Origin of the sequence: Aureliella helgolandensis (assembly GCF_007752135.1) — a bacterium.
GTDB lineage: Bacteria > Planctomycetota > Planctomycetia > Pirellulales > Pirellulaceae > Aureliella > Aureliella helgolandensis.
In genome coordinates, this window is record NZ_CP036298.1 from 1,166,755 (window position 1) to 1,180,697 (window position 13,943).

Sequence of the window (13,943 nt, forward strand, 5' to 3'; positions counted from 1 at the left end):
AGGGGATTTGAGTGGGCTGATATCGCTGACTAGAACTTCCACACTGGGATTTTCCCGTTTCGCAGTTCCTCGGCAATTGCCGCGCATTGGTCACTGCGTTCGGCCAATGCGAGCGTGGCTGCCTTCTCGGCAAGATCTGCTGCAGCTGCGAGGTCGCCTTGGTGCGCGGTTGCCAAAGCGAGTGCAATTTGGCTGCACCAGTCGCTTTCACCCGACAGGGAGCTAGCGAGTTTCGCATGTTCGAGTGCCTTATCCAAAACGCGCGAGGATGATGTGGCTTGGCTGAGGTAGACCAAGGCGAGTTGTCGGTGCGTGGCGATGTCCATGCCTCCCAGGCGGAGGATGGGTTGCAGCTCGCTGATGGCTCTGTCGAGCTCACCCTCTATAGCTGAGTTACGGGCTTGGAGCCATCGCAGCTGGGGATTGTTCGGCGCCGAGCGTACCGCTTCGCTCAGCATTTTCTTAGCCCCCTTCGCATCCCCTTCCTGAGCACGGATTTCCGCTTGCAACGCGTGCACCAGAGGATGGATAGCAGCCCCATTGTTGTTCAGCTTACTGAGCTGTTGTTGAGCCGCTGGGAAATCACCGAGTCGCAACTGGGTAACGGCCAAGGCGATTTGGGATCCTAGGTTGTCCTGCTGGACATGCTGTAGCTCCCGCAACACGCCTTTCAATTCGAACTCGCTGCGGACGCCGGTCAAGTCGGCCAAGGCGATGTAGCGCTGAAACAGCTCTCCATGGTTGGCTTGCCATTGCTGAGCCTGGAGTGCCAGTTGTTGCAACTGTCTCAAAATCTTAAGGTGACGCTCCACGGTGACTTGGCTGGCGGCGCTCAACTGCTTGAGTTGCTCCCCTTGGTTGAAAGCATTGGCGAGGGTTACTGCTTCATTGGCTCGCCGTTGGCGAATGGTGCGAGTATCCTCACGCATACCCACATTGGTTGCAGAAGCTGAGGAGCGTTCCATGGTAGCGAGGTCCGCTTCATACTGTGCTTGGGCCAATCGCAGAGTCTGCATGGCCCCCAGAGCGATAATGCCGTTCAAGTCGGCGTTGCTTTGCACTAATCGTTGCTGCGCGGTATTGCGTTCCTCCAAAACTGCTATGCGAATCTGGCCGAGTTGTTCGAACTCGGCATTCAAAGCTCGAAATCCGACTGCACAGTCCATCATCCTCGTGAATCCACTGGGATGGTCGGGAGGAGAGGCCACGCAGCTTACAGGTCCATGCCCACAGTGCAAACACAGCCAAAGCGTAGTGATCAACAGGGGGGCGGGATTGGTCACTACCTGTAGCGAGTTTTTTGTAACGTTTAAGCTAGTTCTTCGTCGAAACATTATTTTCTCGCTTCCACGGGATTCTGCTTGACTGCACTGGTCGCAACCTCTCAAATCGTATTAGATCTGTAGCTTTGTGGCAAATCATAGTCCAGGGCCTAGCTTCCCGCCTTGAAATGGTTCGGAGCGGTTGCGGCTTTCTGGGGATAGAAACAAACAAGGAGAAGATTGGGCCTGCATGCGCTGGAGCCCACATTCTTCAAGCTGCGAAAGCACTAGGCGGATAATTGCAGGCGATTCTTTACGCTCTTCAGTCAAGCCAATTGGTATGGAGTTGTGCGATGCGGTTTTGCTATGGTTCGATATTTTCCGTGTGCTGCCTGTGTGTCCCGCTCATGGCAAACGAGCCCAGCTCGACGGACTCCTTGAACAATGTTCTGCAGCGTGAGGCTGCAGGCGGATCTGTCGACCGTCGGGCCGCCTTGAGTGATGTTGATCCCGCAAACGCAGCAGCCAACTGGCAAGCGGGGCGGATCGAAGTGGGAGAGCGATGGGTGGAGGTCGAGGAGCTGGAGGATCAGGCAAGCTCGCGGCTATGGGATGAATATGTCTTACGTCGTGACCGCGCTCCACTCAATGTTCAGACGCATCGAGCTCTGGCATTGTGGTGCATGCGAAAGCAACTGGCTCCTCAAGCCCGAGCCCACTGGAACGGCGTCCTGCAGAGTCTCCCCGATGATCTTGAGGCCCGTCGCGCTTTGGGGCATCAGCGAATCGACGACCGTTGGTACCCGCGTGAAGCGGTGATGGCGGCACAGGTTGCGGGTAAGCAGTATCTGGCAGATCTCACGCAGTGGATGCCGAAGATGCGTCGGTTGGCGGGGAGAGTTCAAACTTCATCCACCAGGCAACAGCAAGCGGCCTTAGATGAACTGCAGGGTATCCAAGATTCCACCGCGATTGCGGCACTTGAAATAACCGCGGCGCAGTTATCCGATCAATATGCTCTGCCCTTCATTCAGCAGATTGCGGAGCAGCAATCGCAGGCTGCTTGCTTGGCATTGTGCCGAATCGCTCTGGAAGCTCCGCAGTCCAAGCGAGGTGAACTGGCGATTGCAGCGGTGCGGGGCTATGCCAAAGAGTTCTATGCAGCCGAGCTATTGAGTTTGCTCATGACACCTGCTCAGACTACGGTGAACTATGGAGTCAATGCGCGCGGTGAGTTGTTGATCCATCGAGCAATGGTTCGCGAAACTCAGGCAGAAAAGCTGCAGGTGAATTTTGGGCGTTTAGTACGAATTTCGACCGTCAATACAGTTGGCGCTCGACTTTCCAGAACGCCTGGAGAATTGCAGTCTCAGAATCCAAGACTAGCCTCAGGTAGAATTCGAATCCCTAGTTCTCAAATTAACACGGACGAGATTGCTGCTGGACTGAATGCGGTCGAGGACCAGCAGCAACTTGACTGGCAGATTCGTAACGCGAATCGAGCGTCCGAAGAGCACAATACTCAAGTGTTGTATGTGCTTGCTCAGACCACAGGAGTCGATTTCGGAGCTGACGTTAACGCCTGGTGGGCTTGGTGGAATGATCATAACGACCGTTACCAGCCTGAGAAGCCGGTTCGGAGTTACGCATACGACTACACCGATCGGCCGCGAATTGCAGTCAATGATATTGCAACGGTTCGGCTACCAACATGCGAGTGTCTAGTTCGCGGTACCTTGGTGCAAACGGACCGGGGACTACGGGCCATCGACACCCTGAAAGCTGGAGACATGGTTCTATCGCAAGACGTGGTTAGTGGTGAATTGGCCTTCAAGCCCGTTCTGCAAACCACGATCCGCCCTCCGAAGTCGACTCTGCGAATCGTGACGGAGAGCGGTGAGATTCAAGCGACCGATGGGCACCGCTGGTGGGTGGCTGGCAAAGGCTGGTTGATGACTCGACAATTGCAACCGGAGATGCTGCTGCATACGGCCAGCGCGACCGTCCGTATCAAAGAGGTGATTGCGGACCCCAAGGAGCAAGAGGCCTACAATTTGGTGGTGGCTGATTTCAACACCTATTTTGTGGGCGAAGAACGCGTGCTTAGTTTTGACAACTCGACCCCGGAACCAACTTTGTTGGCGGTGCCTGGTTTAGCACTGGTCGCAAGCAATCATCCTTCGGCGGCCCAGCGTTGAATTTGTTGATTGGCGATTCCCAATTGGTCCAAGATCCGTGCCACCACGAAATCAACTAAATCTTGCAAGCGGGTTGCTCCATGGTACCAGCCAGGAGCGGCCGGCAAGACGACGACTCCGGCTTGAGCCAAACGGTGCATGTTTTCAAGCTGAAGCACGCTGAGCGGTGTTTCACGCGGGACGACAATCAGCTTGCGATTTTCTTTCAAGTGGACTTCTGCCGCGCGTTGGATCAAATTCTGGCTCGCGGCGTGCGCAATTCCGCTCAGAGTGCTTCCCGAGCAGGGACAGACCACCATGCCTGAAGTCAAGAACGAACCGCTGGCGATGGGGGTGAAATAGTCTTGGTAGTGGTGGCACAGCAGTTGTCTATCGCGAATCGCTTGCAACGCCGTAGCATTGTTCCATGGGTCGTTGCTCGGGATTTGCAGGAATCGCTCTGCGGCCGTGAGCAGCTCGGCTACATTGGATCCATCTAAGTTGAGAGTGATTCCCAATTCCTGACGAACCACGGCCGCTCCAGATTGGCTGATCGTACAATGCACGATTGTGCCAGTGTTGAGCAGGGCATGCAGAAGCCGAGCGGAATAGACGGCGCCGCTAGCTCCTGTAATGGCCAGGACTACCGGATGCTGCGGTGATGAGGTTGGTTCTGTCATGCTGTCCGTTGTTGAAGAGCTTCGTAGATAGGGTGTCGTAGATAGGGTGTCGTGGAAGTGGTACGCCTCGGAGGTTGTCGCGTTTGTACGCTACGGTTTGTCGTTGTGTGGGGGCCTTAATTCTTACTAGGGCGGTAGCATCTCGAGTTGTCCCGTAGCCGGGGTCCACTCTCCTTGCTCACGCGGCGGGTTGCAATTGGGGTGCGGCGTATTGGTAGCATGGTCCCCCGGACCGTGTCCTCTATGATACTCGGCCGTCTAGGCTGGAGTTCGCTGCAATCAATCGTTCCAGCGCGGTAGGTGATGGGTAACCCCCAAGTCTTGTTCTTTGCATCGTTCCGCGACCGTTTGCTTGAAGCAGTTTGTTTGTAGCCCCTTTTCCCGCTGATCGTCTGTCGTGTGAGAGTGTTTTCAGTTTTACTAGGGCGGTAGCATCTCGAGTTGTCCTGTAGCCAGCGTCCTCTCTTCTTGCTCACGCGGCGGGTTGCAATTGGGGTGCGGCGTATTGGTAGCATGGTCCCCCGGACCGTGTCCTCTATGGTACTCGGCCGTCAAGGGTGGAGTTCGCTGCAATCAATCGTTCCAGCGCGATGGGTGATGGGTAAACCCTAAGTCTTGTTCTTCGCATCGTGCCACGACCGTTTGTTCCGCGACCGTTTGTTCCACGACCGTTTGCTTGAAGCAGTTTGTTTGAAGCCGCTGTTCCCGCTGGCCGTCTGTCGTGTGAGAGTGTTTTCAGTTTTACTAGGGCGGTAGCATCTCGAGTTGTCCCGTAGCTAGCGTCCACTCTCCTTGCTCACCGGGCTGTTGATTTAATAGCAATTTGAATTTTAACGCGGAGGTTGCGTCCCAAACTGCCTTGTAGCGGAGGTTATCTTTCCTTGCTCACGCGGCGGGTTACTATTTCAACAGCCCGTCACGCGGCGGGTTGCAATTGGGGTGCGGCGTATTGGTAGCATGGTCCCCCGGACCGTGTCCTCTATGGTACTCGGCCGTCTAGGGTGGAGTTCGCTGCAATCAATCGTTCCAGCGCGGTGTGCGATGGTCAAACCCCAAGTCTTGTTCTTCGCATCGTTCCACGACCGTTCGTTGGAAGCGGTTTGTCGTTGTGTGTGGGGGTAATTTCTTGTTGGGGCGGTAGCATCTCGAGTTGTCCCGTAGCCGGGGTCCACTCTCCTTGCTCACGCGGCGGGTTGCAATTGGGGTGCGGCGTATTGGTAGCATGGTCCCCCGGACCGTGTCCTCTATGGTACTCGGCCGTCTAGGGTGGAGTTCGCTGCAATCAATCGTTCCAGCGCGATGGGTGATGGGTAAACCCCAAGTCTTGCTCTTCGCATCGTGCCGCGACCGTTCGTTCCGCGACCGTTTGCTTGAAGCAGTTTGTTTGTAGCCCCTTTTCCCGCTGACCGTCTGTCGTGTGAAAGTGTTGTTAGTTTTACTAGGGCGGTAGCATCTCGAGTTGTCCCGTAGCCGAGGTCCTCTCTCCTTGCTCACCGGGCTGTTGATTAAATGGCAATTTGAATTTTAGCGCGGAGGTAGCATCCTTAATTGCCGTGTAGCGGAGGTTACCTTTCCTTGCTCACGCGGCGGGTTACTATTTCAACAGCCCGTCACGCAGCGGGTTGCAATTTCAACCATCCGTCACGTTCAACCATCCGTTACGATCAATATTGCGTCACGTTCAGCTAGGCCTCGTAGGGTGAGAGGCTATTTAGACCGTCGCTCTAGCGATCGCCGATGTACAGCGAGGCGACTCCGCAGGTCAGTGGTCGAATGGTGACGTTTTTCAGTCCGGCGTGTTCCATGCGGTCGGCTAGTGCTTGGCCGCTCGGAAATTCGAGCACGCTATTGGGCAAGTAATCGTAGGCGTCTTGATTGTTTTTCGCGAACGCTTGCCCAATCCGTGGCAGGACGTGCCGGAAGTAGGCTTGGTATACCTGTTTAAAACCGGGCAGAGTTGGTTGGGAGAATTCCAGTACGGCGACTTGGCCGCCTGGGGCGCACACGCGAATCATTTCTTGTATACCGCGGTCGGTATCTTGGACATTCCTAAGGCCGAATGCCACGGTTACCGCTTGAAACATACTGTCATCAAAGGGGAGTTGTTGAGAATCGGCTTCGATGAATTCGAGCGGTAGCTTAGCGTGCTTTGCCTGATGCTTTTGAGAGGCCAATTTTAGCATGGGGGCGCAGAAGTCGGTGCCGTAGACTTTGACTCGACCTTCCATTTTTTGTGCCAGCATGAGCGCCAGGTCGCCGGTGCCGGTGCAGCAATCTAGGATGGGAAGGTCTTGGTTCAGCCGCAGTCGGCGAAGGACCTGCTTTCGCCAGCTGATGTCGATTCCCAATGACAGGAGGTGGTTCATCAGGTCGTAGCGTGGCGCGATCTGAGCGAACATTTCTTGGACGCGATCCCCGCGTTTATCGACGGCCCGCGGTTCGGTGGAGCGTGCTTGAGAGGCGGTATTCATCGGTCGGCCAATTTTCTGTTGGAGTTGTGGAGGCGCGATCAAACCAAATAAACTTGCAATTCGCGGCAGCCGTGAGCACCAATCACTAGAGATTGTTCAATATCCGCAGTCTTGCTTGGCCCGGACAGAAACAGTCCAAATCCTGGCTTGGGAATCTTGGCGAGCGCGTACGCCTCGTGCATCGTTGACACAATCTTCTCTTTTTCAACGACCAGGACGAGGAATTGCGTGATGAAAAATACGACGCGGTGCTTGAGCTGCTCGTCCGTCAGCCAAATCGCCCCGTTCTCTGCAACCGCAAACTGGCCCCGATAGATAACAAAGTCGAGGAATTCGAGTTCCCGCGGGTCGCTAATTTTCTCCAGCTCCACGTTGCCCGCTACTTCTGGGATGCCCGAGAAAATATGCTGGGCAGCTTGCCACTGTTCAGAGCCGTGCAGTCGCGAGGGGAGTTGGCTGAGGTCGGACAGGGATTCGCAGCTTCCTCCCGAGGCTTCGATCATCTTGGTAAACTGCGCGACCGGATCGTCGTACTTTATCCAGTCTCCCTCAAGCACCTCGGGCAGAGGGACTTGGTCAAGTATTTGACGATTGAGTTTTGCGAGGATTTCTGTTTTGGATGGCACGTCGATTGACCCAGGCGAAAGATGGCTGAACTTTGGGCAATTCTTCCTGAGTCCCCAGTCTATTCGTTAGCGATTTTCCTACCAGAGGCGTATTAAGTAGTTCTTATGCCGGAAAATCGAATTGAGCTGCGTGAATTGCTGAAAGTGGTTACAATGCGTCGCTGCGTACCGACAATCTGACCTGTTCAGGCCTTTGTAAAGAGCGCTGCGTTTCTTCAATCAAGTCAAGTTGCTTCTTTTTCATCCTAGCTCAAAATTAAACGTGATTTCATCACTCGTTCCGACCGTAGGGCCTTTCCGCGACCACCTCAATTCGTGTTGGAGGGAAACACTGCTGTTCCGCTTGATCTTTGCATTCTTGGGTGGAATGGTCGTGTTCGGTGGATTGCCCGACCCGGCGCTGGCTAGCGATTCGCCGGCTCCTCCTACCTGGACGGTGGCTTGGTTACCCCAGGAATCCCCACCAGTTCCGGTCACAGAGCAGCTTGAGAATGCAGTAGCGGACGACGGTGAAGAAGGCTCACTCAGCGGATCCCAAGCGGATTTGGCCGAAGATTCGAGTCTGCCGGGTGCAGAAGTCGGCGAGGCCGCCAGCTCTTCCTCTGAGAGCAGCGAGCCGTCCGGTCAGCAAGTTGAGGCCGGGCAAGCGAATTCTTCACTGACTGCTGCCGGCTCCGCGCACGAGGCCGTACCTGAGTCCTCGGGGCCTCCCGCCTGGTATCTACTGTTGGCTCTCGTTCTCTTGGTTGCCAACGGATTTTTTGTCGCAGCCGAATTTTCGCTCGTCAAAGTGCGTTTGAGCCGCATTGAGCAACTGGTGGTCTCCAAGCGTTTTTTCGCCAAAACGGCGCGGTGGACGGCGCAGCGGCTGGAACGCTCGCTGTCCGCTTGCCAGTTGGGAATTACCATGGCCTCCCTGGCACTTGGTTGGGTGGGGGAACCCGCCTTCGCCAGTTTGCTGGAGCCGCTCTTGCGATTCGCCGGAGTTACCTCGCCGGCCGTTGTGCACACGGTTGCATTTATTGTCGGCTTCACGGCCATCACCGCGCTGCATCTGGTGGTGGGGGAGCAGGCTCCTAAGATCTTTGCGATTCGGCAGCCTGAAATGATGTTGCTGTGGTGTGCCGTGCCACTCAAAATCTTCTACCTACTAACCTACCCGCTGATGGCTGCGTTGAATTCCGCAACTGCTTGGATTCTCAAAATGGTGGGCCTCAAAGATGCGGATGGTCACGAGGTTCCCTATACGGAGGAGGAGATTCGAGCTCTGCTGAGCGAGGCGCACATCCACGGGAACTTAACTCGCTCTGAACATAAGTTGTTGGATGCGGTGTTCGAATTTGACGACTTGATCTGCCGGCGAATCATGCTCCCGCGCGGAGAGGTCGAGTTTTTGGATATCAATGCGTCGGTCGCGGAGACCATGGAGTTGATTCGCCGCACCAAGCACACGCGTTACCCCGTGTGTGACGGATCCCTGGACGAAGTGTTGGGGGTTTTGCATGTTAAGGATCTCATTGGTCGTTCGCTGGACGAGAGTTTCAAATTTCAGTCCATCATGCGGCCGCCTAAGAAAGTGCCTGAGAATATGCCAATCAGCAAATTGCTGAGGCATTTTCAGGGGACTCACCAATTGTTAGCGTTGGTCTTGGATGAGTACGGTACGGTGATTGGAATTGTAACCCTCGAAAACGTGCTCGAGGAAATCATTGGCAACGTGGCTGATGAGTTTGACCATGAGGATCCCGACGTGGTTCCAGATGGCCCTGGGGCTTTCGTGATTGCTGGCAGCGCATCGGTCCAGGAGGTCGAGCACGAGCTGAAACTCTCTTTCGGCAACGTGGACGTCGACACGATGGCGGGCCTCGTCATGCATTTTGCGGAGCGCATCGTGAATGCTGGCGACGAAATCGACTTGGGAGTCGCTAAAGCAAGGGTGTTGGAAGTCGCCGATGATCGCACGACACGCCTGAGGATCATCCTGCCTCACGACACCGAAGCCAGTCTGGGTGATCGGTAGTTGCAGCACGCCCGAGGAAGTCATCGACTCCTCCAGGAGCATGCCAATGGTTTCTGCGGTCCGCGGCAATGGCGGCCGCCAGCCTGCTTGGCAGGAGTGACGAAGTTTGGCAATCTGCCGGTAGCGAAGGGATCGTAGTGGGGAAGTGGCGAGTCTTGGAGTTGTTCGCTGGCCTGGGAGGTCTAGCTTGTAGCTGGCCAGAGGCGGAGATTGCGGTCGCGCTGGATATTAATGTTAATGCCCAGCAACTCTATCGCCTTAATTTTCACCATGATTATCGACTCCGCACGCTCGAGTCTATGTCGCCAGCCACTCTGCAGCGATTCGGAGCGAATTTCTGGTGGATGTCCCCTCCCTGCCAACCGTTCTCGAGACGCGGGCATGGACTGGGGCTAGCAGACCCACGTTCTGCAGCGTTCCTCAATATTTTGCAGGCCATCGATGCAGTGCGTCCCGAGGCGTTGGGGCTCGAAAATGTACACGGATTTCAGGGGTCAGAAGCTCACGCTTCATTGAAGGCAATCTTGCACCAGCATGGTTACTACACCATCGAGCAAGAGCTTTGTCCGAGCCAGTTTGGTTGGCCCAATCTGCGGCCACGGTTCTATCTGCTGGCCTGCCGTCAGCCGTTGCCGGATTGGCAGCCTACTCCGCAGTATGGCCTGCGGTTGATTGATCAACTGGACGAGATGCCCGGCGCTTCACCGCTGTGGATTTCGGCCGAAGTCGTCCGCCGTTTTGAAAGTGCCATGGACCGCGTCGATGCGCTAGATGCGCGGGCGATCAGCTCTTGCTTTGGCAGCAGCTACGGAAAATCGATCCTGCATGCTGGTTCCTATGTGCGTTACGGGGAGCGGTACCGCAGGTTTTCGCCAAGAGAGATTGCGCGGGTGCTGGGGTTTCCAGAGGGCTTTCGCTTGGTGCCCGGTGAGGCTCCGGGGGATGTTACGGGGCCTCGTGGGGAGCGGGCTTCCGCAAGGCCAGCGGGTGTATCGCTGAATGCGCGGCCGGTTTGGAAGCTCCTGGGGAATAGCCTCTCGCTCCCGGTGGTGCGGTATGTTCTTTCGCACTTGCCCGATGGTCCTGCTACCTGGCTGCCCTGGGCCGATGACTACTCCTCGCCGCGTTCCTCGAGCTCAAGGTAGACTGCTTCGCGGCTGCGTAGCTGGCAGAAGAGGGCTCGTTTTTGATCGGGCAGCGAGTAGTCGAATCCCAGGTTCTGTAGGAATTTTTCCGAAGAGCTAATCGCCATCACCTCCATCACTCCACGCGCTTTGGCGAGTTCGATGCAGTGCTTGACGAGGGCGCCTCCCAGCCCGTGGTCTTGATGTTCCGGGAAGACCGCCAAGCACTGGATTTCCGCCAGTTTCTTGGAGTAGATTTCGACGGAGGAGAATCCCACGACCTTCTCCTTGCGATGTAGCGCCACAAAACCGGTAATGAGCAACGAGGCGGTCTCTGCGCGAGTGCGACGCAGTAATTTGCGTTGCTCAACGAACGGTCGCAGCAGCTCGATGACTGCGGGGAGGTCCTGTTCCGTCGACGCCTGGATGGAATACTCTTCTGGCAAATCCAGGGGGAGGGGGGGAGTGTGCTGCAAGGTATGTGGCCTTCTGGGGCTGTAATGATTTGCTGTAATGATTTGTAGTGGAGCTGATTCTCGGTAGTGCTACTTCACGATTGGACGCTACAGGAAAATCGTCGAAACAGTTGCTCGTAGATCGTGGTTCCTAGTTCTAGCTGTGCGAGCGTGATCCATTCATCGGGGCGATGCGCTTGTTCGATACTGCCGGGGCCGAGCACCACCAGGTCGGGCAATTCTTCAAAACAGCAACCATCGGTCGCGTAGCAAACGGCGGCCGGTTCGAATTGCCCGAGCAACTGCAAGACACTTTGCACGAAGGGATGTTCGGCCGGTGTGTGTAGTGGCAGCAGGGGCCGCATCGATTTGACCGTTAGCCCCAGCTCGCAGCCGCGAGCTGCGATTTCCTCATGCAGTTGCCGCCATTGCGTATCGGGCATGCTGCGCAGGAAGAGATGGCAGGTCGCTTTGCCAACGGTGATGTTGGACATGGCTGGTTCATTCTTCAGGACAACATTCAGCGAAAGCGTGGGCGGGCTGAAGCTCGAGTTCTGGAGAGTGGGATCGGTTTCGCAGCGCTCTGAGACCGATTTCAGGTAGGTCAGGAACGGAATCATCGCCCAGTTGGCGTTGAGCCCCTCTTGGGTACTGCTGTGTGCGGCCACACCCAGGCTGGATATCTCCAGGTGGCAACCTCCCTTGTGGGAGTTTACGAGCTGCATGTTCGTCGGTTCGCCGATTACTCCAGGCGTCTTGTTGTCTACCAGCTCGCGATAGTAGCGGGAATTTTCCACCAACCACTGGGCTCCGGCCATTCCGCTTTCTTCATCGCCCGTCGCAAAGAAATAGATGGGAGCCGTTTGTTCTTCGATGGGGATGTTGGCAATTGCCGCCAGGGCCGCCGCTGCGGAGCCCTTCATGTCGCAAGCACCTCTTCCCCAGAGTTTGCCATCGGCAACGACGGCGTCCCAGGGGCCGCCCTGCGGTGCGTTCCACCCCTCAACCGAGACTACATCGTTGTGGCAAAAATAGGCGATACCAGGGGCCGTGTCGGGCGTGGCCAGGGAGGTGCTCTGGGGAAGGCGTTTGGCCGCTAAGGCAACTTTGGAGATGCCGTGTAGGTCGGTGTAATCGAGTTTCTCGACAGTGAACTGTTGTGCCAGCAGTAGCGAACGCATGTGGTCGGCGACCACGGCATTGCTGTGCGTCGTCACCGATTCAAGCTGAATAAGCGATTGGGCCGTCGCGAGGGCATTGATCAAAATTGTGCTCCAGACCTGCTGTCTGTTTAGCCGTTATAAAGGGGCGAATTTGACCATCCTACCCGATTGAACCAGCCCTGTTAATGCTTATTAATTTCTATTCTCAACGCTGCAATTGGGGCCACTGGTGCTGTATTAGTGGTGCTGAGCTTGGTATGCTGCACTTCTCCCAATAAGCGGAACAGAGCTGTCCATGGGGATTGGGTCCCAGTGGGGAATTGTATCTTCGGCGGTTCATTTAAATCACAAGTGGCTTGTGTTATTCACGGGCGTTCCGTCGATTGTCGGCCAATCTGTTCCCTTGTTGGACAGCCTGTGCCCACGAAGAAATAAGTAGTGACATTTCGCATTGAACTTCAGCAAACTTGCTGCGCCAAGGATCAACACCGATGATAGACGTAAATCCCCGTTCTGTACTGGCTCTTATTTTAGGGGGCGGACGCGGCTCACGACTCTACCCTCTTACCAAGATTCGCGCGAAGCCCTCGGTACCTCTGGCAGCAAAATATCGGTTGATCGACATTCCGATTTCCAATTGCATCAACAGCAATATCAATCAGATTTTTGTGTTGACCCAATTCCTGTCCAATTCCTTGCACGGGCACATTCGTCAAACCTATCGCTTTGATCATTTCTCGGGCGGATTTGTTGAGCTGCTAGCGGCACAGCAAACGATGGAAGGTGGCACCGATTGGTATGAGGGCACAGCCGATGCGGTGCGCAAGAATCTCGAAAACCTCGACCAGCGGGGCGTCGAGTATGTGTTGATCCTGTCAGGCGATCAACTCTATCGCATGGACTATCGCGCCATGCTTAAGACGCACATCGAGAGCAAGGCGGACGTTACCATTGCCGCGATTCCCGTGGATCGCAAGGAAGCTCACGCGTTGGGTATCATGCGGTGCGATGAAACGGGGAAAGTCACCGGCTTCCTGGAAAAACCAAAGTCGCCGGAAGAAATTGACTTGGTAAAGATGGATCCCAAGTGGATCGATTCCCAGGGGGTCGAGTCGAACGGTCGCGATTGTTTAGCCAGTATGGGGTTGTACATTTTCAACCGCGATTTGTTGTTTGATGTGCTGGAAAAAACGCCCTATCAAGATTTTGGTAAAGAGGTCTTTCCAGCGGCGATTCGCAGCAAGCATGTGCAAGTCCACATGTTCGACGATTATTGGGAGGACATTGGTACAATTCGTGCCTTTTACGAAGCCAATTTGCAGTTGGCCAAAAAGAATCCTCCCTTCGATCTCGTCTGCCCGGAAGCTCCCGTTTACTCACGGCCGCGATTCCTTCCTCCGGCCATTATCGAAGGGGCTCAGATCAGTGGCAGTCTCATCGCAGATGGTTGCCGCATTGGGAAGGGGACGGTCATTGAAAACAGCGTGATTGGCCTGCGCTGCTTGATTGGTGAAGGGGTTACCATTCGCAATAGTATCATCATGGGGTCTGATTTCTACGATACCGACCAAGAGGTGCAAGCGCACGTGGACGCGGGAAGACCTCCGGTGGGAATCGGGGCTGGCTCGGTCATCGAAGGGGCCATCTTGGATAAGAATTGTCAAGTCGGCAAAAACGTGGTCGTCAAGAACAAGTCGGGCGCAGACAGCTCCGACGAGTTCAACCCGTGCCTAATCCGCGATGGCATCCCCGTTTTGGTGAAAGAGGGCGTGCTTCCCGATGGTTGGAGCATGGGCTAGCTGTTGCGGCCTGCCGCTCACGTGGCCCGTTGAATCGGTTGCGTTGGCTCCCAATGCTCGATTCGCACTTTGAATCGAATTGCAGCAGCAACTAACCCCGCTTGCTCTCGAGCTTGTTGAAGTCGCAACCCGCCGCGTGTGCATCACCGGTGTGGTTGCCGTTGCA

The 13,943-nt window shown here is 55.5% G+C and carries 10 protein-coding genes; 4 read left to right on the plus strand and 6 right to left on the minus strand.

Annotated elements, in window-relative coordinates; all coding sequences use genetic code 11:
* Positions 1-29 precede the first annotated feature (29 nt).
* Positions 30-1,334, minus strand: coding sequence for a tetratricopeptide repeat protein (locus Q31a_RS04015; RefSeq protein WP_145074335.1), 1,305 nt, complete (start codon positions 1,332-1,334; stop codon positions 30-32).
* 335 nt (positions 1,335-1,669) lie between these two features.
* Between Q31a_RS04015 and Q31a_RS04020 the strand changes: the two genes are divergently transcribed.
* A complete protein-coding gene (locus tag Q31a_RS04020; protein WP_231691058.1) occupies positions 1,670-3,460 on the plus strand; it encodes a polymorphic toxin-type HINT domain-containing protein in 1,791 nt (596 codons plus the stop codon).
* On the opposite strand, the gene Q31a_RS04025 is transcribed toward Q31a_RS04020, so the two are convergent.
* From Q31a_RS04025 to Q31a_RS04035, 3 genes are all read right to left on the minus strand, one after another.
* Complete coding sequence (locus Q31a_RS04025; protein ID WP_145074342.1) at positions 3,436-4,119, minus strand: UbiX family flavin prenyltransferase; 684 nt, start codon at positions 4,117-4,119, stop codon at positions 3,436-3,438. The two genes, Q31a_RS04020 and Q31a_RS04025, sit on opposite strands and share 25 nt — an antisense overlap.
* Before the next feature lie 1,724 nt (positions 4,120-5,843).
* On the minus strand, positions 5,844-6,590 hold the full coding sequence (ubiE, locus tag Q31a_RS04030) for a bifunctional demethylmenaquinone methyltransferase/2-methoxy-6-polyprenyl-1,4-benzoquinol methylase UbiE (RefSeq protein ID WP_145074345.1): 747 nt from the start codon (positions 6,588-6,590) through the stop codon (positions 5,844-5,846).
* A 38-nt stretch (positions 6,591-6,628) separates the two neighbouring features.
* Positions 6,629-7,216 carry a LutC/YkgG family protein gene (locus Q31a_RS04035; RefSeq protein WP_145074347.1) on the minus strand — a complete coding sequence of 196 codons (588 nt, stop codon included), beginning with the start codon at positions 7,214-7,216 and terminating at the stop codon, positions 6,629-6,631.
* A 262-nt stretch (positions 7,217-7,478) separates the two neighbouring features.
* Between Q31a_RS04035 and Q31a_RS04040 the strand changes: the two genes are divergently transcribed.
* A complete protein-coding gene (locus Q31a_RS04040; RefSeq protein WP_145074350.1) occupies positions 7,479-9,236 on the plus strand; it encodes a hemolysin family protein in 1,758 nt (585 codons plus the stop codon).
* 68 nt (positions 9,237-9,304) lie between these two features.
* On the plus strand, positions 9,305-10,381 hold the full coding sequence (locus Q31a_RS04045; protein WP_145074353.1) for a DNA cytosine methyltransferase: 1,077 nt from the start codon (positions 9,305-9,307) through the stop codon (positions 10,379-10,381).
* On the opposite strand, the gene Q31a_RS04050 is transcribed toward Q31a_RS04045, so the two are convergent.
* The gene (locus Q31a_RS04050) at positions 10,348-10,836 is read right to left on the minus strand and encodes a GNAT family N-acetyltransferase (protein WP_145074356.1); all 489 of its coding nucleotides are present in this window, start codon (positions 10,834-10,836) and stop codon (positions 10,348-10,350) included. The genes Q31a_RS04045 and Q31a_RS04050 overlap by 34 nt on opposite strands.
* A gap of 74 nt (positions 10,837-10,910) precedes the next feature.
* The gene (locus Q31a_RS04055; RefSeq protein WP_145074360.1) at positions 10,911-12,080 is read right to left on the minus strand and encodes a M20/M25/M40 family metallo-hydrolase; all 1,170 of its coding nucleotides are present in this window, start codon (positions 12,078-12,080) and stop codon (positions 10,911-10,913) included.
* Between the two features lie 389 nt (positions 12,081-12,469).
* Here Q31a_RS04055 and Q31a_RS04060 point away from each other — a divergent pair, with 389 nt between their 5' ends.
* On the plus strand, positions 12,470-13,777 hold the full coding sequence (locus Q31a_RS04060) for a glucose-1-phosphate adenylyltransferase (RefSeq protein WP_145074364.1): 1,308 nt from the start codon (positions 12,470-12,472) through the stop codon (positions 13,775-13,777).
* Positions 13,778-13,943 lie beyond the last annotated feature (166 nt).

Bases quoted from the DNA above. Each gene is read 5' to 3' on its own strand.
- Q31a_RS04015 (WP_145074335.1), bottom strand. From the start codon at position 1,334: ATGTTTCGACGAAGAACTAGCTTAAACGTTACAAAAAACTCGCTACAG.
- Q31a_RS04060 (WP_145074364.1), top strand. From the start codon at position 12,470: ATGATAGACGTAAATCCCCGTTCTGTACTGGCTCTTATTTTAGGGGGC.
- ubiE (WP_145074345.1), bottom strand. From the start codon at position 6,590: ATGAATACCGCCTCTCAAGCACGCTCCACCGAACCGCGGGCCGTCGAT.
- Q31a_RS04025 (WP_145074342.1), bottom strand. From the start codon at position 4,119: ATGACAGAACCAACCTCATCACCGCAGCATCCGGTAGTCCTGGCCATT.
- Q31a_RS04020 (WP_231691058.1), top strand. From the start codon at position 1,670: ATGGCAAACGAGCCCAGCTCGACGGACTCCTTGAACAATGTTCTGCAG.
- Q31a_RS04045 (WP_145074353.1), top strand. From the start codon at position 9,305: ATGGCGGCCGCCAGCCTGCTTGGCAGGAGTGACGAAGTTTGGCAATCT.